Source organism: Pseudomonas oryzihabitans (assembly GCF_014522265.1).
In the GTDB taxonomy this organism is placed as follows: Bacteria; Pseudomonadota; Gammaproteobacteria; order Pseudomonadales; family Pseudomonadaceae; genus Chryseomonas; species Chryseomonas aestiva.
Genome location: NZ_CP017024.1, coordinates 4,268,072 through 4,290,849, shown reverse-complemented (window position 1 = coordinate 4,290,849; position 22,778 = coordinate 4,268,072). Strand labels below are relative to the sequence as shown.

The window sequence follows — 22,778 nt, the reverse complement described above, 5'->3', positions numbered from 1 at the left end:
CTGGCGTCCGCAACGGACGCCAGGGTACGGATAGCTACTCGGAAGCCGGTTTCAATTTCAGGCAGGCCAGGGAGCTGATCAGGATGGCCAGGCCGGACAGCGGATACAGCAGGGTCGAAGGCACCAGGGGGATGAGCACGCCCGCCAGCAGCGGCCCCACGCTGGCACCCACGTCGCGCCACATGGCGTTGGAGGCCAGCGCCGGCAGCCGGGCCTGGCCGGGATGGCGGGTGGCGACCAGGGTCACCACCAGGGGGATCTGCAGGGCGCGCAGGATCAGTACTCCGCCGGCGCCGAGGATCAGCCAGTGGAAGCCGAAGGCGATCAGGAACAGCGCGGTCAGCGTCGAGCAGACCACCAGCATGGGCGCCGCGCCATAGCGATCCGCCGCTCGACCGCCGAGCGGGCTGAGCAGCATGTCGGACACATAGCGCAGCGCCATCAGCAGCCCGGCCACCAGCACCGCGTCGCCGCCCAGTACCGCCTGGGAAAAGGCCGACAGGCCAAAGATGAACAGGCCGTCCAGGGTCACGCCCTCGATGAAGGACCAGGTGACGATGCGATCCGGCCAGCGCAGGCGCCGCCCGGGCGCCGGCAATTCGTGACCGACGCGCGGCAGCCCCAGGGCCAGCAGCAGCCCGATCAGGCAGAGGCCGCTGCTCAGCAGCAGCACCGCGCGCGGCCCGTATTGCAGGGTGAGCCAGGCACCCGCGGACAGGGCGAGCATGGGGCCGATGGCGATCAGCGCCCGGGAGGTGCCGGTGCGCCGGGCGGCGCCGGCCGGGTCGGCGGTGGCCAGCACCTGGGTGGACAGGTTGAAGGTGGCGAAACTCAGGCCCCAGGCCAGGCGTAGCCCCAGTAGCGCCCAGAAACCCGAGAGGTTGGCGTTGCCCAGGGCGCAGAGCGCGGCCACCGCGGCGGCCACCACCAGGCTGCGCCGATCCCCGCAGCGGGCATAGAGCTGCACTACATAGCGATAGCCGACGATGCGGATCACCCGGTTGGCGGCCAGCAGGATGCCGGCTTCGATCAGGGTGATGCCGAAGACCGGGGCGTACATGGGCAGGACGAGGTAGAGCAGCACGTCGCTGGGCAGGCAGCAGGCGAGGACGATGGCCGCGCGCCGGGAGGCCTGGTCGATGGACCGGGAAGAGGTCATGCGCGAAAGATTCCTGTGGACGAGGTGACGTCCAGCCCTTCGGTCGGCAGCTGGACAGCGGGTTGCACGGGCGGCATTGCCGGACAGGCGCCTGGCAGAGGCCGTGGCTGCAACGAGACTGTCATTATCTCTTCTTTTGCAAGAGGTGTCCGCCAGGCGAAGCGGCTGAACTAACCCCGGGCGCGCGCAATCCTTTTCAGTGCGTCTTGCGTTGCGCAGTGGCTGCCCGGCCCTGCCACGTCCCGTCTAGAAAAGGAGTCGTCAGTGACCGTAGCTGCCCACCATTACCACCCTGTCCGGCCCGGCCCGCTGCACGCGCTGCTGCTGGCCGGCTCCGTCCCGCTGTTCATCGGCGGCCTGCTCAGCGATATCGCCTACTACCAGACGATGCAGATCCAGTGGGCCAACTTTGCCGCCTGGCTGATCGCCGGCGCACTGTTGCTGTCCGGGCTGGCCCTGCTGTTCGCCCTCGGCAATCTGTTCGGCGCGCGCTTCCGCGGTCGCCGGCCGGCGGCCTATTTCCTCCTGCTGCTGCTGGCCTGGGGGCTGGGGCTGGTCAATGCCTTCGAACACGCCAAGGACGCCTGGGCGGTGATGCCTGCCGGGCTGATCCTCTCGGTGGTGGTTTCGGTGCTAAGCCTGGTGGCCGCCTGGATCGCGCTCTCCAATCTGCGTTCGGAGGTGGTTCGATGAGCACTCCAAGAGCCTTGAGCGTCCTTGGTGTGGCCGTGCTGCTGGCCGCCTGCGGCAACGAAGGCGGTGCCGACACCCAGGCGCGCGGACCCGATCCCAAGCTGCCCGAACCCCAGCGCGGCCTCCTGCCGAGCATGAAGATCGCCGAGCCGGCCCCCTGGGGCGATCGCACGCCCACCGTGCCCCAGGGCTACACCATCACCGCCATCGCCACTGACCTGCGCATTCCGCGGCAGATGCTGGTGCTGCCCAATGGCGACATCCTGGTGGCCGAGGGCCGTGGCGGCAACGCGCCCAAGCTGAAGCCCAAGGACGTCATCGCCGGCTACATCAAGGCCCAGGGCAACACCCAGGTGAAGGGTGGCAATCGCCTGACCCTGCTGCGCGATGCCGACGGCGATGGCAAATACGAACTCAAGACCGTGTTCGCCGAGAATCTCAACGCGCCCTATGGCCTGGCCTTCGCCAATGGCCGGATCTACGTGGCCAACCAGGACGCCCTGGTCAGCTTTCCCTACCAGGACGGCCAGACCCAGGCCAGCGGCGCGCCGGACAAGCTGGTCGATTTGCCGGCGGCGATCAATCACCACTGGACCAAGTCCCTCGCCGCAAGCGCCGATGGTCGCTACCTCTATGTGGGCATCGGCTCCAACAGCAACGTCGGCGAGCGCGGCATGGATGTCGAGGTGGACCGCGCGGTGATCTGGCAGATCGATGCCCAGAGCGGCGCGCACAAGAGCTATGCCACCGGGGTGCGCAATCCCACCGCCCTGGCCATCCAGCCCGACAGCGGCCAGCTGTGGGCGGTGGCCAACGAGCGCGACGAGATCGGCCCGGACCTGGTGCCGGACTACCTGACCTCCATCCGCGAGGGCGGCTTCTACGGCTGGCCCTACAGCTACTGGGGCAGAACGTCGACACCCGCGCCCAGCCGCAGAATCCGGCCAAGGTGGCCGCGGCCATCAAGCCTGACTACAGCCTGGGTTCTCACGTCGCCGCCCTGGGCGTGACCTTTGCCACCGCGGCGGTGGGCGGTCAGTTCACCAACGGCGTCTTCGTCGGCGAACACGGCAGTTGGAACCGTGACAAGCCGGTGGGCTACCGCGTGGTCTTCGTGCCCTTCCAGCAGGGCCGTCCGGCCGGCGAGCCCATCGACTTCGCCACCGGATTCTTTGGCGACGATGGCAAGACCCGCGGCCGACCGGTCGGGGTGGCGGTGGACCAACGTGGCGGCGTGATCATCGCCGACGACCTGGCCAATACCGTCTGGCGGGTGACGCGCACCCAGTAAGGTGGGTGACGATCCGGTTGCCGTCTTTCGGGACGGCGACCGGTATCAACCCATGCGGTGGTGCAGATCACCCAGCACGATCAAACTACCCACCACCATCAGCACCAGGATCAGGCTGGTGAACAGCAGCAGATAGAGGTCGTGGCGGTGCGAGCGACCCAGGCTGATATGCAGAAAGCAGCGCAGGTGCACCAGGATCTGCAGCAGGCCCAGGCCGAAGATGACACCCAGGGTGGTCCCGCGCGGCCAGGTCGGGAACAGCACCAGGCCGATGGGGATCAGGCTCAGCGTCACCGCCAGCACCAGGCCGATCACATAGCTCGCCAGTTCGCGGCGATAGTCGTCACGCTTCATGGCAACAGCCCCTGCAGGTAGACCACCGACAGGATGGCGACCCAGACGATATCGAGAAAATGCCAGAACAGCCCCAGACGCATCAGCCGGGTCTTCACCGGCGTATCCAGGCCGAACACCCTGAGCTGCACCAGCATCACCACCAGCCACAGGCAACCACTGGCGACGTGCACCCCGTGCATGCCCACCAGGGCGAAGAAGGCCGAGAGAAAGGCGCTGCGCTGGGGCAGGGCGCCCTTGTCCGCCATGCCGAGGAAGTCGTGCACCTCCAGGCCGAGGAACACCAGCCCCAGGGCCAGCGTCACCAGCAGCCAGGTCACCAGGGGCCGCAGGCGACCCTCGTGGTACTTCATCGCCAGCGACGCCAGGCCGTAGGTGAAGCTGCTGGCCAGCAGCACCAGGGTCTGGACGGTGACACTGCCGATCTCGAAGACGTCCCGGGCCACCGGTCCCCCGGCGGTGGCGTGCTGCAGCGTCGCATAGATGGCGAACAGCAGCGCGAACACCAGGGCGTCGCTCATCAGGAAGATCCAGAAGCCGAATAGCGAGTATTCGGCCTCGGCGTGGGTTGCGTGATCGGTGTGACCGACGTTTAGGCCGGCGTGGTTCATATCACGCGAACTCATGGCCCCATCTCCGCCAGGCCACGATTGCCCGGCCCGGTTTCCTCGTCGCGCGTGACGGGGCGGGTCGCGGCGACCTCATCCAGCCAGGCCTCATGCTCGCGCCGAACGTCCGCCGCCGAGATCAGTCGCTCGGTATCGCGCTGGAAGCTGCGGGCGATCACCGCGCCCCAGGCCGCCAGCAGCCCCAGTACGGCCATCCAGCCGATGTGCCAGACCAGGCCGAAGGCACAGGCGAAGCCCGCCACACCGACGATGGCCGGTACAGCGCTGTTCCTGGGAAGCACCAGATCGGCATAGGTCCGCGGCCGGTCGTAGGCCAGGCCCTGTTCCTTGAGCCAGGTGAAGGGGTCGCGGTCGTTGATCGGCAGCGGCACGGCGAAGTTGTACTCCGGCGGCGGCGCGGCGACCGCCCATTCGAGGGTCCGGCCATTCCAGGGATCACCCGCCGGCACCCGCGCACTGTCGCGGCGCCGAATGCTCACCACCAGCTGAATCACCAGGCTGCCCAGGGCGGCCAGCAGCACCACCGCGCCAAGTTCGGCGACCCACAGCAGCGGAGCGAAATCGGGGTTGTGGATGGCCTGGCTGCGTCGCGGCAGACCAGAGACGCCCAGCACATACAGGGGCATGAAGGCGAGGATGAAGCCCAGGCCGAAATTCAGCGCGGCGATGCGGCCCCAGCGCTCGTCGAGGCGAAAGCCAAAGGCCTTGGGAAACCAGAAGTGGTAGCCCGCCAGCATGCCGAACAGCATTCCCGGGATCAGCATGTTGTGGAAGTGGGCGACCAGGTAGACGGTGTTGTGCACCTGGTAGTCCACTGGCGGCGTGGCCAGGGTGATGCCGGTGAGGCCGCCGATCACGAACAGCATGATGAACATCACCGCGTAGATCAGCGGCGTGGTCAGGCGGATGCGACCGCGGAACATGGTCGCCATCCAGTCGTAGATCTTCACCCCGGTGGGAATGCCGATGAGCATGGTGGCGATGCCGAAGGCGGCGTTGATCCTGGGGCTCTGGCCCATGGTGAAGAAGTGGTGCAGCCACACGGTAAAGGACAGCACGGCGATCACCAGGGTGGCCCAGACCAGCGAGTGGTAGCCATAGAGCCGCTTGGTGGAAAAGGTGGCGAAGACCTCGGAAAACACCCCGAAGGCCGGCAGGATCAGGATGTACACCTCCGGGTGGCCGAACAGCCAGAACAGGTTGATGTAGTTCATCAGGTTGCCGCCCTGGGTATTGGTGAAGAAGTGGAAGTCCAGGTAGCGGTCCAGGGCCAGCAGCAGGGTAGCCACGGTCAGCGGCGGCATGGCGAAGATCATCAGGATGCTGGTGCATAGTGCCGTCCAGCTGAACAGCGACATATGGAACAGGCGCATCCCCGGCGCCCTTTCCTTGTAGAGGGTGACCGCGAAGTTGAGGCCGGTGAGGGTGCTGCCGAGGGAGCTCAGGGTCAGCGCCCAGATCCAGTAGTCGGGGCCGACGCCGGGCTGGTAGTCGATGCCGGTATAGGGCGGGTAGCCGCTCCAGCCACCGGTGGAAAAGCGCCCCAGCACCAGGGACACCATCACCAGGGCGGCACCGGCCACGGTCAGCCAGAGGCTGATGGCGTTGAGCAGGGGAAAGCGCACGTCGCGGGCGCCGATCTGCAGCGGCATGACGAAATTGATCAGCCCGGTGAGGAAGGGCATGGCGACGAAGAACACCATGATGGTGCCGTGGGTGCTGAACAGCTGGCCGAAGTGTTCCGGCGGCAGGTAGCCCGGCGCATCGATGGCCAGTGCCTGCTGGGTACGCATCATCACGCCTTCCACTACGCCGCGGCTGAACATCACCAGCGCCAGCACCACATACATGATGCCGATGCGCTTGTGGTCCAGGCTGGTGAACCACTCCTGCCAGAGACAGCGCCATTTGCCGAGCCAGGTGATCACCCCGGCCGTAGCGAGGGCGCCGAGGATCACCACGCTGGCGCCGCAGGTGGCGATCAGGCTGTAGAAGGGCAGGGCGTCGTAACCCAGGCGGCCGAACAGCAGGTGCCAGAGGGCCGAGGAATCAGTCATGGGCGGCTCCGGTAAAGGTGGCACAGGTGGGTACCGGGTCCTGGCGATAGCGCGCCAGCACCCAGGCGAACAGGGCAGGTTGGGTCAGGCGCCACTCGGCGGCCTGCTCCAGGGTGCCGGGGCGGGCCAGCACCTGGTAATGGGCGCAGTCCAGGGCTTCGCGGGCCTGACCGACCTGTCGGGTCCAGGCCTGGAAATCCGCCTCCGCCAGCACCCGGATCGGGAAGTGCTGGTCCTGGAAACCTTCGCCGCTGTACTGGGCATTGCGGCCCTCGAACTGACCGGGCGCCGGAACCTGCAGATAGCGCTGGGTCTGCATGCCGGCCATGGCGTAGATCTGGCCGCCCAGGCGCGGCAGCAGCAGGGATTGCATCACCGTATCGCTGGTGAGCCTGAGCTGTACCGGCCGCCCCGCCGGCAAGACCAGCTCATTGACCGTGGCGATGCCCTGTTCGGGATAGAGAAACAGCCACTTCCAGTCCAGGCCGATCACCTGGACCTCCAGCGGCGCCTCGCCGGGCGTCGGCGAGCGATAGGGGTCCAGACTGTGGGTGCGGGTCCAGACCAAGAAGGCCAGCACCGCGACGATCAGCGCCGGTACGCCCCAGGCGAAGACGTCCAGCAGCCAGGAAAACTCCCAGCGTGGCCGGTAGGCGGCGCGCGTGTTGCCGTGGCGATAGCGCCAGACGATCAGCGGGGTGAGCAGGATCACCGGCAGCACCACCACCAGCGCCAGGCCGACGATCCACAGCAGCAGGTCGCGTTCGCCGCTGGCGGCGAGACCGGCCGGGGCGAGAAAGCCGTGCTGCAGCGGCGAACAGCCCGTGAGCGAAGCGGCGAGCACCAGGCCGGCCAGCGCCCGGACGGCTGAGCGGTGCCGCGAGGTGCTCCCCGGACGAGGAGTAGAAGGACGCGATATTCGCGCTAGGGACATGAGCGGACCTGACCGTAACCAGTTGTTGCAGCCAACAGACCGCCCGAGGGGACGCGACGTTCACTGGATACTGGCGCTTGGCCGCTGCTGTTCAGGACAGGGGCACGTGCATGGCGCGGACTAGGGCTGTTCGGTCTTCCACTGGCCGAGCAGGATGGCGACGAATTTTTCCGCGGCGGGCGACAACGAGGCCCCGCGGCGCGAGACCAGGCCGAGGGTACGGGTCACTTCCGGATCGGTGAGGGGCACGCTGACCAGGGTCGGGTGGTCGGCGTCCGGCATGGCCAGGCTGGGCATGGCCGAGACGCCGAGGCCGGCTTCCACCATGCCCAGGGAGGTGGACAGGTGCTGCACCTCGTAGAACCACTTGGGGCGGATGCCGCGCGCGGAGAGGGCATGGTCGAGCAGCACCCGGTTGCCGCTGAGGCGCCCCACGCCGATCAGCCGGTGCTCGACCAGCTCGGCCCAGCTGATCGACGGGCGCCCGGCCAGTTCGTGGTCACGCCGGCAGGCCAGCACGAACTGCTCCTGCACCAGGGGGACGAATTCGATGTCCGGATGCTGGCCGCTGAGCATGTTGATGCCGAAGTCGGCCTCGCCGCGCAGCACGGCCTCCAGGCCGTCGTTGGCGCTGAGGTCCAGCAGCCGGATGCGGATCTTGGGGTATTGCTCGTTGTACTGGCGGATCACCGAGGGCAGGAAGTAGAAGGCCGCGGTGGGGATGCAGGCCAGGGTGACTTGGCCGGTCTGGCGCTCGGCCAGTTCGCGGATGCTGAGGATGGAATCCTCGAAGTCGTCCAACAGGCGGCGTGCCTTGGGCAGGAAATCGCGGCCGACGCTAGTGAGGCCGACGCGACGAGTGGTGCGTTCGAGCAAGGGCGTGCCCAGGCCGTCTTCCAGCTTCTTGATGCGTCGGCTCAGGGCCGGCTGCGACAGGTGCAGGGCGTCGGCGGCCTCATGGAAGCTGCCCAGTTCGGCGATTTTCACGAAAGATCGAATGTCTTGCAGCTCGTAGTCCATGATTGCCCTGCCTCGGAACCTCGGCGTAATTGATTATCCAAGTGGAATAATAACGCTGATATTTGCATTGGATAGATTTATATCCGGCTGCCAATCTTGCCTGCAGAACATCAATAACCGCTATTGATCAACAAGAGTCAGCAGTCATGCAACGTATTCCCTGCGTTCTCATGCGAGGCGGCACCTCCAAGGGTCCCTTCTTCCTTGCCAGCGACCTGCCCAGCGATCCCGTCCAGCGCGACGAGATGCTGATCGACCTCATGGGTGCCGGTCACGAACTGGAAATTGACGGCATTGGTGGCGGCAGCCCCCAGACCAGCAAGGTCGCCATCATCAGCCCGTCCAGCCATCCCGATGCCGACGTGGACTATCTCTTCGTCCAGGTGATGGTCGCCGAGCGCCGCGTCGATACCGCGCCCAACTGCGGCAACATGCTCTGTGCCGTGGGTCCCTTCGCCGTGGAGCAGGGGCTGGTCGCCGCTGAAGACGGCAAGACCCTGGTGCGCATCCGCAACCTCAACACCAACAGCTTCGTCGATTCGCTGGTGCACACGCCGGGCGGCCTGGTGCGCTATGAAGGCGACACCGCCATCGACGGCGTGCCCGGTACCGCCGCGCCGGTGCAGCTGACCTTTCTTGACGCCGTGGGCAGCAAGACCGGCAAGCTGTTTCCCACCGGCCAGGCTACCGATGTCTTCGACGGCGTGCCGGTGACCTGCATCGACATGGCCATGCCGATGATGATCGTCGACGCCCGCCACCTGGGCGTGACCGGCAGCGAGCGGCCGGCCGAGCTGGACGCCAACACGGCGCTGCTGGCGCGGCTGGAAGCCCTGCGTCTGCAGGCGGGTCGGGCCATGGGCCTGGGCGATGTCAGCGGCAAGGTGATCCCCAAGCCGGTACTGGTGTCTGCACCTCAGCACGGCGGCACCCTGCAGGTGCGCTATTTCATGCCGCACAGCTGCCACCGCGCCCTGGCCATCACCGGTTCCATCGGCCTGGCCACCGCCTGCGTCACCGCGGAAACGGTGGTGATGGCGCTGCTCGGCGAGTCGACGCGTGACCTGACCCACGTCCGCCTGGAGCATCCCAGCGGCGGGATCGACGTCGTGCTGTCGCGCGGCGGCGCGGACGGCACTACCATCCAGGCCTCGGTCGTCCGGACCGCGCGCCGCCTGTTCGCCGGCCACGTGTACGCGCCCACCGCGCGGAGGCTTGCCAGCTAAGCGATATCCCCCAACCACCAGCGCATCCGCACAACTTCAATAAACGGTGATGCCCCATGAAACTTGCCAAATCGCTGTACTTCCAGATCCTCTGCGCCGTGGTCCTCGGGGTGCTGGTCGGTCACTTCTGGGCGCAACAGGCCGTCGCGCTCAAGCCCCTGGGTGACGCCTTCATCAAGCTGATCAAGATGATGATCGCCCCCGTGGTGTTCTGCACCATCGTCACCGGCATCGCCGGCATGACCGACAAGAGCACCCTGGGTCGGCTGATGGGCAAGACGCTGCTGCTGTTCCTGGTGCTCACCGTCATCAGCCTGTTCATCGGCCTCGGCGCGGTCTATCTGTTCCAGCCCGGCGTGGGCATGAACATCGATCCCGCGACCCTGAGCACCGCCAGCATCGCCCAGTACACGGCGTCGGCGGCCAAGCTCAGCGTGGTGGACTTCTTCATGCACATCATCCCGGACACCTTCATGGGGGCGTTCAACAAGGGTGAGGTGCTGCCGGTGCTGTTCATCGCCGTGCTCTGCGGCTTCGCGCTGTCCGCCATGGGCGAGCGCGGCCGGCCGGTGCTGGATGTGCTGGAGTCGGCGTCGCAGATGGTCTTCCGCATCTTCGGCTACCTGATGCGCTTCGCGCCGGTGGGTGCCTTTGGCGCCCTGGCCTTTACCGTCGGCCAGTACGGCATCACCTCGCTGGGTTCCCTGGCCAAGCTGATCGCCACCCTCTACATCGCCTGCGCTTTCTTCGTCTTCGTGGTGCTGGGCGCGCTGTGCCGCTCGCGCGGCTTCAGCCTGTGGAAGCTGCTGCGCTACTTCCGCGAGGAATTCCTGGTGGTGCTCGGCACCTCGTCCACCGAGCCGGTGCTGCCGCGCATGCTGCAGAAGCTCGAAGGCCTGGGCTGCAAGAAGGGCGTGGTCGGCCTGGTGCTGCCCACCGGCTACTCCTTCAACCTGGATGGCACCGCCATCTACCTGTCGCTGGCCGCGGTCTTCATCGCCCAGGCCTGCAACATCGACCTCACCATCGGCCAGACCCTGACCATGCTGGCGATCATGCTGCTGTCCTCCAAGGGTGCGGCAGGGGTGACCGGCAGCGGCTTCGTCGCCCTGGCCTCGACCCTCACCGTGATCCATGACATCCCCCTGGCCGGTCTGGCCCTGCTCATCGGCATCGACCGCTTCATGTCCGAGGCCCGCGCCCTGACCAGCCTGGCCAGCAACGCTGTGGCCACGGTGGTGATCGCGCTGGGCGAGGACGCCTGCGATCGCGACAAGCTGATGCGTGCCCTGGCCAGTGGCAAGGCCGAACCCCTGGCGCTGCCCGAGGCTGCCGAGTGGACGGCATCGGACGCCCGTCCCCACGCCTGATCGTTCCAACCCCGCTTCCGCTGCACTCCCACCTCCGCGCCGTCAGCTGGCCGGAGGCGGGGATCGGCTGGCCCGCGTCTGGCCAGACCTACAACAAGAACAAGGGATATGCCTATGCTCGCGCTTCTCGGTCTGATCATGGTGGTGACCTTCACCTACCTGATCATGAGCAAACGTCTGTCGCCCATCGTGGCGCTCACCGTGGTGCCCATCGTCTTCGCCCTCATCGGTGGCTTCGCCCCACCACCGGCAAGATGATGCTCGACGGCCTGAAGATGGTGGCGCCCTCGGCGGCGCTGCTGCTGTTCGCCATCCTCTTCTTCGGCCTGATGATCGATGCCGGACTGTTCGATCCGCTGATCCGCAAGATCCTCAAGCGCGTCAACGGCGACCCGGTGAAGATCGCCATCGGCACCGCGCTGCTCTCGCTGCTGGTGGCCCTGGACGGCGACGGCACCACCACCTACATGATCACCTGCGCCGCCATGCTGCCGCTGTACAAGCGCATCGGCATGAATCCCATGGTGCTGGCGACGGTCTCCATGCTCTCGCTGAGCATCATGAGCGGCATGAGTCCCTGGGGCGGCCCGGCCACCCGCGCCATCGCCGCGCTGGGGCTGGACGCCACCGCCTACTTCATTCCCATGCTGCCCACGGTGATCGGCGGGGCGGCCTGGGTGGTCTTCACCGCCTTCCTGCTCGGTCGCCGCGAGCGCGCGCGCATCGGCAACGTTGCCCTGGAAAGCGGCGGGGCGGCGGGCGGCAAGTGCTATATCGAGGAGATCCTCGGTGACTCGCCGAACAAGCGCCCCCGCCTGGCCTACGTCAATCTGGTGCTGGTGATCGCGGTGATGACCGCCCTGGTCATGGGCGTGATGCACGCGGCCATCCTGTTCATGATCGGCTTCGTGCTGGCGCTGATGATCAACTACCCGCAGCTGGAGTTGCAGAAGGAGCGCATCCTGGCGCATTCCGGCAACGCCATGACCGTGGTGCTGCTGGTGTTCGCCGCGGGCATCTTCGCCGGCATCTTTTCCGGCACCAAGATGGTCGATGCCCTGGCCCAGACCCTGGTCGACTGGATTCCGCCGGCCTGGGGCCACTGGTTCCCGCTGGTGGTGGCCATCACCAGCATGCCGCTGACCTTCGTGCTGTCCAACGATGCCTACTACTTCGGCGTGGTGCCCATCCTGGCCAATGCCGCCGCGGCCTATGGGATCGATCCGGTGGAGATCGCCCGCGCCTCGGTGCTGGGCCAGCCGGTGCACCTGATGAGTCCGCTGGTGGCCTCGACGCTGCTGCTGGTGGGCATGGTCGACCGCGACATCGGCGATTTCCAGAAGGCCACGGTCAAATGGGCGGTACTGACCTCCCTGGTCATCACCGTACTCGCGCTGGCCACCGGCGCCATTTCCTTCTTCGTCTGACGCCGGCGGCCTGGCCCTTATTGCTGGGCGGGGATGGGCTTGAGACCGCTGTCCTGGATGGCCTTGGCGGCGTCCTTCGAGGCCAGGTACTGCAGCAGGGCGCGGGCCGCATCCGGGTGCGTGCTCTTGCTGACCACGGCGCCGGAATAGAGGGTCATCTTCTGCGCCTGGTCGGGGATCAGGCCGACAATGTCGATGCCCTGCACCGGCTTCAACTCGCTCAGTTGCTGGAAGCCCAGCTGTGCGTCACCGCGGGCGACGACTTCGCCCACCGGCTCGGCGGGGATCATGCGCGCCTTGGCCTTGAAGGCATCGCTCAGCTGCATGCGCGGGAAGAGGATGTGCGACAGGTAGACGCCGCTGGCGCTGTCGGAATAGGCCACCGACTGGGCGTTCTCCAGGCTCTGCTTGAAGGCGTCCATGGTGGAGATGTCCGGCTTGGGCGCGCCCTTGCGCACCGCCAGGGCGATGAACGACTGGCCCAGGTCGACGCGGCTGTCCTTGAGCGCCTGGCCGTTGGCGACCAGCTTGTCCAGCGCCGAACCCACCATCAGCACCACGTCGGCCGGCTCGTTGCGGGCCAGGCGCTGGGGGATGGCCTGGGGCGTGTCGCCCATGGACGGCGCGGCGGCGATGTCCAGTTTCACGCCGGTGGCCTTTTCATAGGCCGGGGCGACTTCGCGGATGGCGCCCATGATGCCGCCCGAGCTCAGCACCGTGAGGGTGGTGACGGGTTGCGCGGCCAGCAGCGGCGTGGACGCCAGCAGCAGGGCGCCAAGGGCGAGGGTGGGCAGACGTCGAAACATGGTGAGGCCTCCAGGGTGAAAAGACCGACGATAGACCGCGGGCAGGGCGGAAGCGCGTTAGTCCGAATGAAGAAAAATTTAATTTACCGGCCTGGGCGTTTTCCCTAGGGTGTCCGGTCCGCCAGACCGGGCGCCAGATCCAGAGGCCATCATGACCCAGGCTTTGGTCATCGAAGACGACGAGGTGACCGCCCACGCCATCGCCAGCGAATTGCAGGCGCAAGACTATCAGGTACGCTGGGAACGCACCGGCCGCGACGGCCTGGCCGCGGCCATCGCCGGCGGCCACGACATCATCACCCTCGACCGCATGCTGCCGGACTTCGATGGCCTGACCATCGTCAGCACCCTGCGCGGCCTCGGCATCGCCACCCCGGTGCTGATGCTCAGCGCCCTGTCCGATGTCGACGAGCGCGTTCGCGGCCTGAGATGCGGCGGAGACGACTACCTGACCAAGCCCTTTTCCCTGGTGGAGATGATGGCCCGCCTGGAGGCGCTGCTCAGGCGGCCGGCCGCCCAGTCCGCCAGCCACCAGTTGCGGGTGGGGGAGCTGACCCTGGACCTGATCGACAACACCCTGACCCGTGCCGGCGAGGCCATCGCCCTGCTGCCCACCGAATTCAAGATCCTCACCTACCTGATGCGCAACACCGGGCAACTGGTCACCCGCACCATGCTCTTCGAGCAGGTCTGGGGCTATCACTTCGATCCGGGCACCAACATCATCGACGTGCACATGGGGCGGCTCAGACGCAAGATCGAGCGAGCGGGGCGGCCGCTGGTGCATACCGTCCGTGGAGCCGGCTATGTCCTCGTCGTCCCGGACTAGGCGCTGGCGCTCGGGCAGCAGCCGTCTGCTGGCGCTCTATGCGCTGCTCTTCGTGGCCTGGGGCGCGGTCTTCACCGGGGTGCTCTACTGGCAGATCTCCGGCTACCTGGGCGCCGTGGCGGAGCGCACCCTGCTGCAGCGGGCGCACTACTACGGCAAGGTGGCCGACGCCGACCTGCTGGGGGAGTTGCAGGCCAGCGAGGTCTATTCCATGCCCGGCATCGACGCCTACGGCCTGTTCGAGGCCGATGGCCGCTATGTCGCCGGCAACCTGGTCAAACTGCTGCGCAACCTGCCGGACGACGGTCGGGTGCACTACCTGCAGCGCGGCCTCAGGACCACCGACGCCCTGGACGAGACCCGCAGCAGCCACGCCTTTCTGCAGCGCCGCGCGGACGGCCGCATCCTGGTGCTGGCCCGCGATGGCGGTTCCATTTCGGCGGTGGGCGGCATCATCGGCCAGGCGCTGTTCTGGGGACTGTCGCTGACCCTGATTCCCGGGCTGGTCGGCTGGCACCTGCTGCGGCGGCGACCGCTGCGACGGGTGGAACGGCTGCAGCGCAGCCTGGAGCGGATCGTCGCCGGTCACCTGGAAGAACGGCTGCCGCTGTCGCCGCGGCACGACGAGCTGGACATGCTGGCCGACGCGGTCAACACCACCCTGGCGCAGCTCGAGCGCTCGATGCACGAGGTGAAGGGGGTCTGCGACGGCATCGCCCATGACCTGCGCACCCCGCTGACGCGGCTGCGGGCGCGCCTGCATCAGCTGCAGCAGCTGCCGCTGGCCGAACCCCAGGCCGATAGCCTTGGCGAGGCGCTCGCCGAGACCGAGGCCATCATGTCGCGCTTCCAGGGCCTGCTGCGCATCTCCGAACTGGAGGACACCCGACGGCGCATGGCCTTCGCGCCCCTGGACCTGGCCGCGCTGCTGCGCCAGGCCCATGACTTCTACGAGCCCCTGGCCCAGGAAAAGGCCCAGACCCTGAGCCTGGAACTGGGTGAGGCGTTGCCGGAGGTGCAGGGCGACGCCGAGTTGCTGTTCGAGGCGCTGGTCAATCTGCTCGACAACGCCCTCAAGTTCGCCCCCGCGGGGGACGGGTGCGGCTGGTGGCGCGCGGCGTCGGCCTGGCGGTGCGCATCGAGGTGATCGACGACGGCCCCGGCATTCCCGAAGCCGAGCGCGAGAGTGTGCTGCGGCGGCTCTATCGCGGCGATGCCAGTCGCCAGCAGCCCGGCTACGGTCTGGGCCTGTCCCTGGTGGCGGCCATCGTCCGCCTGCATGGTTTCAGCCTGAACATCGAGACGGCCGAGCCGCTGGGCGCCCGGGTGGTCATCACCAGCGCCGGCTGAGGCGCGGCTTCCTAAATTTTTCTTCACTTTCCTTCATTTGAGACCGGGGCAGGGCTCTCCCAGGATGGCGGGCCCCACTGCCATACCGGATCTGCCGCTCGTGAAACACCCCTTGCTCTGCCTCGGTCTCGCCGCCCTGGGTCTCGCCTGGCTCGGCCAGGTCGAGGCTGCACCCGCCGCTGCGCCCGCCGCCAATGTGCTCATTCCCTCGCCGCCCCAGCTCTCGGCCAAGGCCTGGGTGCTGATGGATGCCACCACCGGCCAGGTGATCGCCGAGGAGGATTCCCACGAGCACCTGCCGCCGGCCAGCCTGACCAAGCTGATGACCGTCTATGTGGCGACCCGTGACATCCAGGCCGGCCAGCTCAAGGCCGACGACAAGGTCACCGTCAGCGAGCACGCCTGGCGCACCGAGGGCTCGCGGATGTTTCTCGATCCGCGCACCCCGGTGGCGGTGCACGATCTGCTGCAGGGCATCGTCATCGATTCGGGTAACGACGCCAGCGTGGCGCTGGCCGAACATATCGCCGGCAGCAACGACAGCTTCGCCAGCCTGATGAACGCCACTGCCCAGCGCCTCGGCCTGCACGACAGCCATTTCATGAATCCCACCGGGCTGCCCAATCCCGAGCACTTTTCCTCGCCCTACGACATGGCGCTGCTGGCCCGCGCCATCATCCAGGACGAATCGGCCTACTATGAGCTCTATGCGAAGAAGTACTTCACCTGGAACGGCATCCGCCAACCCAATCGCAATCTGCTGCTCTGGCGCGATCACACCGTGGACGGCCTCAAGACCGGGCATACCGAGGCGGCCGGCTACTGCATGGTGACCTCGGCGTTGCGCGACGGACGCCGGCTGATCACCGCGGTGTTCGGCTCCAACTCCATCAACAACCGCGCCGCGGACACCCAGAAGCTGCTGACCTATGGCTACCGCTTCTTCGACAACCTGACCTTCGACAAGGCCGGCGTTGCCCTGGGCACCCCGGCGGTTTGGGAAGGCGCGCAGTCGACGTTGCCGGTGGGCGTGACCCAGGACGTAGTGCTGACCCGCCCCAAGGGTCAGCAACCGCCCGAGCGCCGTCTGGTGCTGGACGAGCCGCTGGTGGCGCCCATCGCCCAGGGCGCCGTGGTCGGCCGCCTGGAGCTGCTGGAGGGTGACCGCATTCTGCAGACCCGCCCGCTGGTGGCCCTGGAGGCGGTAGAGCAGGGCGGCTGGTGGTCGCGCTGGCCGCAACACCTCTACCGCCTGGTGCTGCACTGGTTCAGCCGGATCTGACCCGCGGGGCGGACTCAGGCCTGCTGCAGCTGCTCACGCAGGAAGGCATTCATCCGCTCCAGCGTCCAGCGCACACCTGGCAGCACCCCGAGCATCTCGATGAAGCCGTGGATCATGCCTGGCAGCTCGTGGTACTCCACGGCGTTGCCGGCACCGATCAGCGCCTGGGCATAGAGGCGCGCATCGTCGCGCAGGGCGTCGCATTCGGCGCCGAAGATCAGCGCCGGCGGCAGGTCGGCGTGGGAAGGGGCATAGAGCGGCGACACGCGGGGGTCGCGGGTGTCCACGTCGCGCAGATACATCCCGGAGAAGTAATCCATCATCGGTCGGGTCAGCGGCGGGACCTCGGCATTCTCGATACGCGAGGGGTGATTCCAGGCTTCGGGGGTGTTGTCGACGCCGGGATAGATCAGCACCTGGGCCTTGAGCCTGAGCGGTCCCTCGCGCAGGTGCAGCGCGGCCATGGCCGCCAGGCCGCCGCCAGCGCTGTCGCCGGCTACGGCGACGCGGTCGAGATCGAGGTGCAAGGCGCTGCCGGCCTCGGCCAGCCAGTGCAGGGCGGCCAGCACATCGTCGGGGCTCGCCGGGGCCGGATGCTCGGGGCGAGGGCATAGTGCACCGCCAGCACCGCATGGCCGGTGCCCAGGGCGATCTGGCGACAGAGCGAGTCATGGCTGTCCAGGTCGCCGATCACCCAGCCACCGCCGTGCAGATAGACCACCAGCGGGCGGGGTCGATCGTCTTCCGCATAGGGGCGGTACAGGCGCAGCGGGATGGGGCCGAGGGGGCCGGGCGCGTTGAGCTCGTCCACCCGCGTCACCGCTGCCGGCGGCAGGCCGAGGGCGTGATTCAGCTGCACATAGGCGGCGCGCGCCTGCTCCGGGGTGAGGCTGTCCAGCGGCGGCTGCGGGTGGGCGGCCAGTTGCGCCAGCAGGCCGGCGACCTCGGGAGTGAGGCGCGCGAAGACGTCGGGCATGGGGCTTCTCCTGTGGTCCCGGGTGCCAGGATGGACGCCGGGTCGCCGCCAGCCTCGCCGGAGGTCACGGGCGGGTCTATCGATCAGATGAACGATGGCGACCCGCGTTGGACCCCGGTTCGCGCGCGGCCGTTGCGCGGACGCGCGGGTAGCAGAGGGCGGCCTATCCTGCATCTGAACGATAGGCGCGCCGCAGCGGTACGGTAGACTCGGACCCAAGCCAGGCCCCGTCAGGGGGCCGGCATCCTACCCAAAGACAATCAAAACAATGGGGGTAGCATGGATCAGTCAGCCGTCGTTTCCTGCAATGTGCCCAGCGCGGTGGTCGCTCGCTTCAGCCAGGTCGTCCTGGCGCTGCAAGCCCGCCTGCGTGGCGGGGCCATCACCGAATTCCATGCCCAGGCCCTGGAGCAGCTGCAGTGCCTGGTCGCCTTCGACAAGGCCTGGTGGGGAAATTCCGCCTGGCGCGACGGCGCCCCCGTGGCGCACAGCACCTTCCTGTTGGGGCTGCCGCGCAGCTATACCCGGGAATGGGATGCCCTCAAGGCCGACGACCGCGCCCTGGGCGACCTGCATCAGGAGCAGGGCCGCTGTCAGCTGTTCGATTGCCGGGACCAGACGGCCGCGCCTGCCCTGGCCGCCCTGGGGCAGCGGTATGGCCTGGCCCATGGCCTGCGCATCGTGCTCACCGACGACCAGACTCGCCTGGGCGTGCACCTCACGCTGTTCCGCGAAGATCCCGCCACGCCTTTCACCGCGCTGGAATGCCAGCTGGTGGAATGGCTGATGCCCCACCTGCTGCATGCCGAGCGCGAGAGTTGCCTGCGTACCCTGGCGACCCTGAGAGACAGCCAGGGCAGCTTCGACGAAACGGCCCTGGCGGTGTGCGATCGCTATGGCGTGCTGCTGTCCATGGAGCCCGGCTTCGCCGCCCTGCTGGCGGGGGAATGGGAGGGCTGGCACGGCAATCGCCTGCCGCCCGCCTGTGATCCCCAGGGCACCTACCAGGGCCGCACCCTGCAGCTCGATGCTCAGCCGCTGGGCGATCTGCTGCTGCTCAAGGCGCGCCGGCGCAGTTCGGCGGAGCGCCTCAGCGCCCGTGAACTGGAAGTGGCCCAGTGCTTCGCCCTCGGCCAGACCTACAAGGAAGTCGCCCGCAACCTGGGCATGGCGCCGGCCACGGTCCGCCATCACCTGAGGCGCATCTACGAGAAGCTCGGCGTCAACCGCAAGGCGCAGATCGCGCAACAGGTCGCCGCCGCGCCGGACTGATCCTCCCCTGATCCCTATGCCAAGACCGGGCGCTCACGCACCCGGTGAGGCCTCGCTCGCCCGCTCGAATGCCCTGGAGGAATCCCGCCATGCCGTCTTTGCCCGGAATGCTGACCCGCGCCGCCGTCCTGTCGCTCGCCGCACTGGCCGCCACCACCCATGCCACCGAAAAGGGCATGCCGACCACCGCAGCCGGGGTGCAGGACTTCGGCGCCGGCTTCATGCCGCCGTCGACGCCCGTCGGCACCTTCGGCATGCGCTTCAGCGACTACCAGGCACGGGTGATCAAGGACAGCCATGGCAAGGACGATGGCAACGATTTCAACATCAATGTCCTGGCCATCGGCCTGGCCTACCTGCGCATGACCGACCAGCAGCTGTTCGGTGCGCGCTACGGCTTCGGTGCGGTCTCGGTGTTCTTTCGCATGGACGCCGATCTCGGCATCAACGCCGGTGGGCAGCGGGTGTTCAGCGACAGCGCCGAGCTGTTCCGCCCGGCGGATCTGCAGCTGATTCCGCTGATCCTCGCCTGGGAGCCGGCGCCCGGCGTCGGCATCAACACCCAGCTGTCGATACAGGCGCCGACCGGCGACTACGACAAGAATCGGCTGGTCAGCCCCGGGACCAACCACTGGACGGTCTCGCCGATCCTCAACGCCAGCTACATCAGCCCGAGCGGACTGGAGCTGTCGTCCAGCTTCCAGGTCGACATCAATGCGCGCAACGCGGCCACCGACTATCGCAGCGGGGTGGAGTATCGCCACGAATTCGCCGTCGGCCAGCATTTCGGCCCCTGGACCGCGGGGCTGGGCGGCTACTACTACCGCCAGCTCAGCGACGACGACGCTCCCGGCCTGACCCGCGGCAACCGTGCCCGGACGCTGGCGCTGGGGCCGGCGCTCAGCTTCTTCGATCCCTCCTCGGGATTGCCGGCCATCTGGCTGCACGCCTACAAGGAATTCGAGACGCGCAACCGGGCCGAGGGCTATACCGTGGCGCTTAAAATCGGCGCCAGCTTCTAGGGCGGCATGCTAGACGCCTAGCATCTCGCGTACCCGGGCCGCCAGGGTGTCCATGGCAAAGGGCTTGGTGAGGATTTCCATGCCCGGGTCCAGATGCCCGTTGCCGATGGCGGCATTCTCGGCATAGCCGGTGATGAACAGCGTCTTCAGGCCCGGACGCGACTGGCGCCCCGCTTCAGCCATCTGCCGACCGTTCATGCCGCCGGGCAGGCCGACGTCGGTGATCAGCAGGTCGAGCGACACGTCCGATTGCAGGATCTTCAGGCCGGTGAGGCTGTCGGCCGCTTCGATCACCGCATAACCGAGGTCTTCGAGGATATCCACGACCAGCATCCGCACTGTCGGTTCGTCGTCGACGATGAGCACCGTTTCGCCCTGGGTGCTGCCGGCTACTTCCCGGCGCGCGGTCAGGCCTTCGTCGGTTGGCGCCTCGCCCAGGTAGCGCGGCAGATAGATGCACAGCGTGGTGCCCTGGTTGATCTCGGAGTAGAGCCGTACCTGGCCGCCGGACTGGCGCGCGAAGCCATAGATCATCGACAGGCCCAGACCGGTGCCCTGGCCGATGGGCTTGGTGGTGAAGAAGGGCTCGAACACCCGGGCCGCGACCTCCGGCGCGATGCCCACCCCGGTATCCGTCACGCACAGCGACAGGTACTGACCTTCCGGCAGATCCTGGGCGCGGGCGCTCTCGCGATCCATCCAGCGGTTGGCGGTCTCGATGGTGATGCGACCGCCCTCGGGCATGGCGTCGCGGGCATTGATGCACAGATTGAGCAGTGAATTCTCCAGCTGGCTGGGGTCCACCAGTGCCGACCAGAGGCCCGCTGCGCCGACGGTCTCCACCTGGATGCCAGGACCCACGGTGCGCTGGATGAGTTCGGTGAGGCCATCGATCAGCTGGTTGACGTCCACCGGCCGCGGCGCCAGGGTCTGGCGCCGGGAAAAGGCCAGCAGCCGGTGGGTGAGGGCGGCGGCGCGCTTGGCCGCGCCCTGGGCGGCGATCAGGTAGCGATCGAGTTCGCGCAACCGCCCCTGGGCGATGCGCGTCGCCATCAGTTCCAGGGCACCGGAGATACCCGCCAGCAGGTTGTTGAAATCGTGGGCGAGACCGCCGGTGAGCTGGCCGACCGCTTCCATCTTCTGCGACTGACGCAGCTTTTCCTCGGCCTGCATCAGTTCGGCCGAGCGTTCGGCCACCCGGATTTCCAGGGTCTCGTTGAGGGTACGCAAGGCGGCCAGCGCCTTGTCCCGTTCGGCTTCGATCGCCCGCCGCTCCTCGACGTCGATGAGCACCCCGGGAAAACGCAACGGGGTGCCGTCGGCCGCGTGATCGACCCGGCCATTGGCCTCGATCCAGTAGTAGTTGCCGTCGGCGCGCCGTACCCGGTACTGGTGGGCGAAGGGACCGCTCTGGGCGATTACCCCGTCGATGGCGTGGGCGAGACCGCCCTTGTCGTCGGGATGGACGTTGGTCACCACCTGGGCCAGGCTCAGACCTTCGCGACCCAGGCGCGGATCGAGACCGAAGACCGTGGCGAAGGCTTCGTCCACGGTAAAGCGGTCGGTGGGCAGGTCCCAGTGCCAGGTGCCGATGATGGCGCCGGCGGACAACGCCAGCTGTACCCGCTCGATGTTTTCCCGCGCCAGGGCCTCGCTGATGCGCAGCCGTTCCTCGGCGTTGCGCCGCTCGGTCACGTCGCTGAAGAGGATGGCGATCTGGCGCTCGTCGGGATCGCCCACCCGTACGGCGCGGACATCGAACCAGCGTTCGAAGGTGTTGGCGTAGTTTTCGAAGGTCGCCGGCTCGCCGGTCTTGGCCACGTGGCCGTAGGTATCGAACCAGAACTGTTCCAGGTTGGGGGCGAATTCGGTCACCCACTTGCCACGCAGGTTGACCCCGGCCTGGCGTTCGAAGGCCGGGTTGGCTTCCAGGAAGCGGTAGTCGATGGGCTTGTCGTCGGCGTCGAACTTGACCTGGACGATGGCGAAGGCCGAACCGATGGTCTCGATGATGGCGCGGAAGCGTTCCTCGCTCTTGCGCAGGGCGGTCTCGGCCGTCTGCAGCTGGCTCATGTCCAGCAGGGCGCCGATCATCCGCAGCGGGCGACCGTAGCTGTCGCGGATCACCCGACCGCGGTCGAACACCAGCGCGTAGGAGCCATCAGCGCGCTGGAAGCGGTATTCATCGGTCCAGACCAGGCCGTCGCCGTCGATCACCGCGTGGATGGAGGCCGCGATACGGGTGCGATCGTCCGGGTGGATCCGGTCCAGCCACCAGTCGCTGGTCGATTCGACCGCGGTGGGGGTGTGACCATAGGCCGTGTGCAGCGCCTCGTTCCAGAGCACCGCCCCGGAGGCGAAGTCCCAGTCCCAGATGGCATCGTTGGTGGCTTCGGCGACCAGGCGATAGCGTTCCTGGGTTTCCTTGAGCGCAAGGCCCGCCAGGTGTTCTTCGGTGCGGTCACGCAGGATCTTGACGAAGCCGAGGGGCTCGTCGTCGTCATCGTTCAGCGCCATCATCTCGCCGGACGCCCAGAAGCGCTGCCCGTCCTGGCGCAGGTGCCAGCGCTCGTCGATGGCGCTGCCGTCGCGCAGGGCCTTGGCCATCTCGTACTCGGCACGACGGTTGGCACGGTCCTCCGGGGTGAAGAAACGCGAGGCATCCTGGCCGATCATTTCCTGGGCGGTCCAGCCCATGACCTGCTCGGCACCGGGATTCCAGTCGGTAATGAGCCCCTCGGAGTCGCAGACCACGATGGCGAACTGGGTGGTGCTCTCCAGCACGGCGCGGCTGCGTGCCTTGCTGGGCCGGCGGATGGCGCCGGTCGGGGCCACGGCGCGGTCCTCGGTGGACCGCAGGGCGGCGCGCAAACGCAGGACTTCGGCTTCGAGTTCCTCGCGCGTCAGCGTTGCCAGGGGTGCCTCACTCATCTTGCAGAAGATCCTCGGGAAAAAGCGGTCTGAGCATCGTTCGACCACGAAAGCGGCAGAGTGTGGCGGCCTCGTGCGACGCAGGATAGGCCTTGCCGCTGATCGGCAGGCTGGGCGGAAGGAACGGCCCGGCTACTGCCCGGATTGCGG

At 67.4% G+C, this 22,778-nt stretch carries 16 protein-coding genes and 3 pseudogenes; 10 read left to right on the top strand and 9 right to left on the bottom strand.

Annotation, left to right across the window (positions count from 1 at the left end; all coding sequences use genetic code 11):
* Window positions 1–34 precede the first annotated feature (34 nt).
* The gene (locus tag BGI51_RS19865; RefSeq protein WP_187979463.1) at window positions 35–1,159 is read right to left on the bottom strand and encodes an MFS transporter; all 1,125 of its coding nucleotides are present in this window, start codon (window positions 1,157–1,159) and stop codon (window positions 35–37) included.
* A gap of 264 nt (window positions 1,160–1,423) precedes the next feature.
* On the opposite strand from BGI51_RS19865, the gene BGI51_RS19860 reads away from it, so the two are divergent.
* Window positions 1,424–1,852, top strand: coding sequence for a DUF2231 domain-containing protein (locus BGI51_RS19860; RefSeq protein WP_187979462.1), 429 nt, complete (start codon window positions 1,424–1,426; stop codon window positions 1,850–1,852).
* Window positions 1,849–3,143 (top strand): annotated as a pseudogene (locus BGI51_RS19855) (PQQ-dependent sugar dehydrogenase). Before BGI51_RS19860 ends, BGI51_RS19855 begins: the two are co-directional and overlap by 4 nt.
* A gap of 45 nt (window positions 3,144–3,188) precedes the next feature.
* Here the strand turns inward: BGI51_RS19855 and BGI51_RS19850 are convergent.
* The 5 genes from BGI51_RS19850 to BGI51_RS19830 all read right to left on the bottom strand — a co-directional run bounded on the left by BGI51_RS19850 (window position 3,189) and on the right by BGI51_RS19830 (window position 8,137).
* Window positions 3,189–3,497 carry a cytochrome o ubiquinol oxidase subunit IV gene (locus tag BGI51_RS19850; protein ID WP_064309514.1) on the bottom strand — a complete coding sequence of 103 codons (309 nt, stop codon included), beginning with the start codon at window positions 3,495–3,497 and terminating at the stop codon, window positions 3,189–3,191.
* Entirely contained in the window at window positions 3,494–4,123 is a 630-nt protein-coding gene (locus BGI51_RS19845; protein WP_187979461.1) for a cytochrome c oxidase subunit 3, read from the bottom strand. Before BGI51_RS19845 ends, BGI51_RS19850 begins: the two co-directional genes overlap by 4 nt.
* Window positions 4,120–6,183, bottom strand: a complete 2,064-nt coding sequence (locus BGI51_RS19840) for a cbb3-type cytochrome c oxidase subunit I (protein ID WP_187979460.1) — start codon at window positions 6,181–6,183, stop codon at window positions 4,120–4,122. The genes BGI51_RS19845 and BGI51_RS19840 overlap by 4 nt, the downstream gene beginning before the upstream one ends.
* Window positions 6,176–7,027: a ubiquinol oxidase subunit II gene (locus BGI51_RS19835; protein WP_252977132.1), complete on the bottom strand. Its 852-nt coding sequence runs from the start codon at window positions 7,025–7,027 to the stop codon at window positions 6,176–6,178. Before BGI51_RS19835 ends, BGI51_RS19840 begins: the two co-directional genes overlap by 8 nt.
* A 210-nt stretch (window positions 7,028–7,237) precedes the next feature.
* Window positions 7,238–8,137: a LysR family transcriptional regulator gene (locus BGI51_RS19830; RefSeq protein WP_133860758.1), complete on the bottom strand. Its 900-nt coding sequence runs from the start codon at window positions 8,135–8,137 to the stop codon at window positions 7,238–7,240.
* A gap of 146 nt (window positions 8,138–8,283) precedes the next feature.
* On the opposite strand from BGI51_RS19830, the gene BGI51_RS19825 reads away from it, so the two are divergent.
* From BGI51_RS19825 to BGI51_RS19815, 3 genes are read left to right on the top strand one after another with little or no spacing between them, the layout of a single operon-like run.
* On the top strand, window positions 8,284–9,363 hold the full coding sequence (locus BGI51_RS19825; RefSeq protein WP_133860757.1) for a 4-oxalomesaconate tautomerase: 1,080 nt from the start codon (window positions 8,284–8,286) through the stop codon (window positions 9,361–9,363).
* 56 nt (window positions 9,364–9,419) lie between these two features.
* A complete protein-coding gene (gene dctA, locus BGI51_RS19820; RefSeq protein ID WP_187979458.1) occupies window positions 9,420–10,733 on the top strand; it encodes a C4-dicarboxylate transporter DctA in 1,314 nt (437 codons plus the stop codon).
* On the top strand, window positions 10,700–12,160 hold the full coding sequence (locus BGI51_RS19815) for a CitMHS family transporter (RefSeq protein ID WP_356593333.1): 1,461 nt from the start codon (window positions 10,700–10,702) through the stop codon (window positions 12,158–12,160). The genes dctA and BGI51_RS19815 overlap by 34 nt, the downstream gene beginning before the upstream one ends.
* Window positions 12,161–12,177: 17 nt before the next feature.
* Here the strand turns inward: BGI51_RS19815 and BGI51_RS19810 are convergent, their stop codons facing one another.
* A complete protein-coding gene (locus tag BGI51_RS19810) occupies window positions 12,178–12,966 on the bottom strand; it encodes a substrate-binding domain-containing protein (protein ID WP_133860754.1) in 789 nt (262 codons plus the stop codon).
* Window positions 12,967–13,117: 151 nt separating this feature from the next.
* Between BGI51_RS19810 and BGI51_RS19805 the strand changes: the two genes are divergently transcribed.
* The 3 genes and pseudogenes from BGI51_RS19805 (at window position 13,118) to BGI51_RS19795 (ending at window position 16,427) form a co-directional block, all read left to right on the top strand.
* The gene (locus tag BGI51_RS19805; protein WP_187979457.1) at window positions 13,118–13,795 is read left to right on the top strand and encodes a response regulator transcription factor; all 678 of its coding nucleotides are present in this window, start codon (window positions 13,118–13,120) and stop codon (window positions 13,793–13,795) included.
* A pseudogene (locus BGI51_RS19800) lies at window positions 13,773–15,145 on the top strand (ATP-binding protein). Before BGI51_RS19805 ends, BGI51_RS19800 begins: the two are co-directional and overlap by 23 nt.
* 112 nt (window positions 15,146–15,257) lie before the next feature.
* Complete coding sequence (locus BGI51_RS19795; RefSeq protein ID WP_187981365.1) at window positions 15,258–16,427, top strand: D-alanyl-D-alanine carboxypeptidase family protein; 1,170 nt, start codon at window positions 15,258–15,260, stop codon at window positions 16,425–16,427.
* Window positions 16,428–16,441: 14 nt separating this feature from the next.
* Here the strand turns inward: BGI51_RS19795 and BGI51_RS19790 are convergent.
* Window positions 16,442–17,403: pseudogene (locus BGI51_RS19790) on the bottom strand (alpha/beta hydrolase).
* A 279-nt stretch (window positions 17,404–17,682) separates the two neighbouring features.
* Between BGI51_RS19790 and BGI51_RS19785 the strand changes: the two are divergent.
* Complete coding sequence (locus BGI51_RS19785) at window positions 17,683–18,675, top strand: helix-turn-helix transcriptional regulator (protein ID WP_187979456.1); 993 nt, start codon at window positions 17,683–17,685, stop codon at window positions 18,673–18,675.
* Window positions 18,676–18,782: 107 nt separating this feature from the next.
* The gene (locus tag BGI51_RS19780) at window positions 18,783–19,697 is read left to right on the top strand and encodes a SphA family protein (protein ID WP_187981364.1); all 915 of its coding nucleotides are present in this window, start codon (window positions 18,783–18,785) and stop codon (window positions 19,695–19,697) included.
* Between the two features lie 9 nt (window positions 19,698–19,706).
* Here BGI51_RS19780 and BGI51_RS19775 read toward each other — a convergent pair whose 3' ends face one another.
* Window positions 19,707–22,628 (bottom strand): PAS domain-containing hybrid sensor histidine kinase/response regulator, encoded by a 2,922-nt coding sequence (locus tag BGI51_RS19775; RefSeq protein WP_187979455.1) that lies wholly within the window; start codon window positions 22,626–22,628, stop codon window positions 19,707–19,709.
* Between the last annotated feature and the right edge of the window lie 150 nt (window positions 22,629–22,778).

What these genes read in the sequence shown, in the direction of transcription:
- BGI51_RS19825 (WP_133860757.1), top strand. Translation starts at nt 8,284, where the DNA reads ATGCAACGTATTCCCTGCGTTCTCATGCGAGGCGGCACCTCCAAGGGT.
- BGI51_RS19780 (WP_187981364.1), top strand. Translation starts at nt 18,783, where the DNA reads ATGCTGACCCGCGCCGCCGTCCTGTCGCTCGCCGCACTGGCCGCCACC.
- BGI51_RS19830 (WP_133860758.1), bottom strand. Translation starts at nt 8,137, where the DNA reads ATGGACTACGAGCTGCAAGACATTCGATCTTTCGTGAAAATCGCCGAA.
- BGI51_RS19775 (WP_187979455.1), bottom strand. Translation starts at nt 22,628, where the DNA reads ATGAGTGAGGCACCCCTGGCAACGCTGACGCGCGAGGAACTCGAAGCC.
- BGI51_RS19785 (WP_187979456.1), top strand. Translation starts at nt 17,683, where the DNA reads ATGGATCAGTCAGCCGTCGTTTCCTGCAATGTGCCCAGCGCGGTGGTC.
- BGI51_RS19865 (WP_187979463.1), bottom strand. Translation starts at nt 1,159, where the DNA reads ATGACCTCTTCCCGGTCCATCGACCAGGCCTCCCGGCGCGCGGCCATC.
- BGI51_RS19840 (WP_187979460.1), bottom strand. Translation starts at nt 6,183, where the DNA reads ATGACTGATTCCTCGGCCCTCTGGCACCTGCTGTTCGGCCGCCTGGGT.
- BGI51_RS19845 (WP_187979461.1), bottom strand. Translation starts at nt 4,123, where the DNA reads ATGAGTTCGCGTGATATGAACCACGCCGGCCTAAACGTCGGTCACACC.
- BGI51_RS19810 (WP_133860754.1), bottom strand. Translation starts at nt 12,966, where the DNA reads ATGTTTCGACGTCTGCCCACCCTCGCCCTTGGCGCCCTGCTGCTGGCG.
- BGI51_RS19805 (WP_187979457.1), top strand. Translation starts at nt 13,118, where the DNA reads ATGACCCAGGCTTTGGTCATCGAAGACGACGAGGTGACCGCCCACGCC.
- BGI51_RS19850 (WP_064309514.1), bottom strand. Translation starts at nt 3,497, where the DNA reads ATGAAGCGTGACGACTATCGCCGCGAACTGGCGAGCTATGTGATCGGC.
- dctA (WP_187979458.1), top strand. Translation starts at nt 9,420, where the DNA reads ATGAAACTTGCCAAATCGCTGTACTTCCAGATCCTCTGCGCCGTGGTC.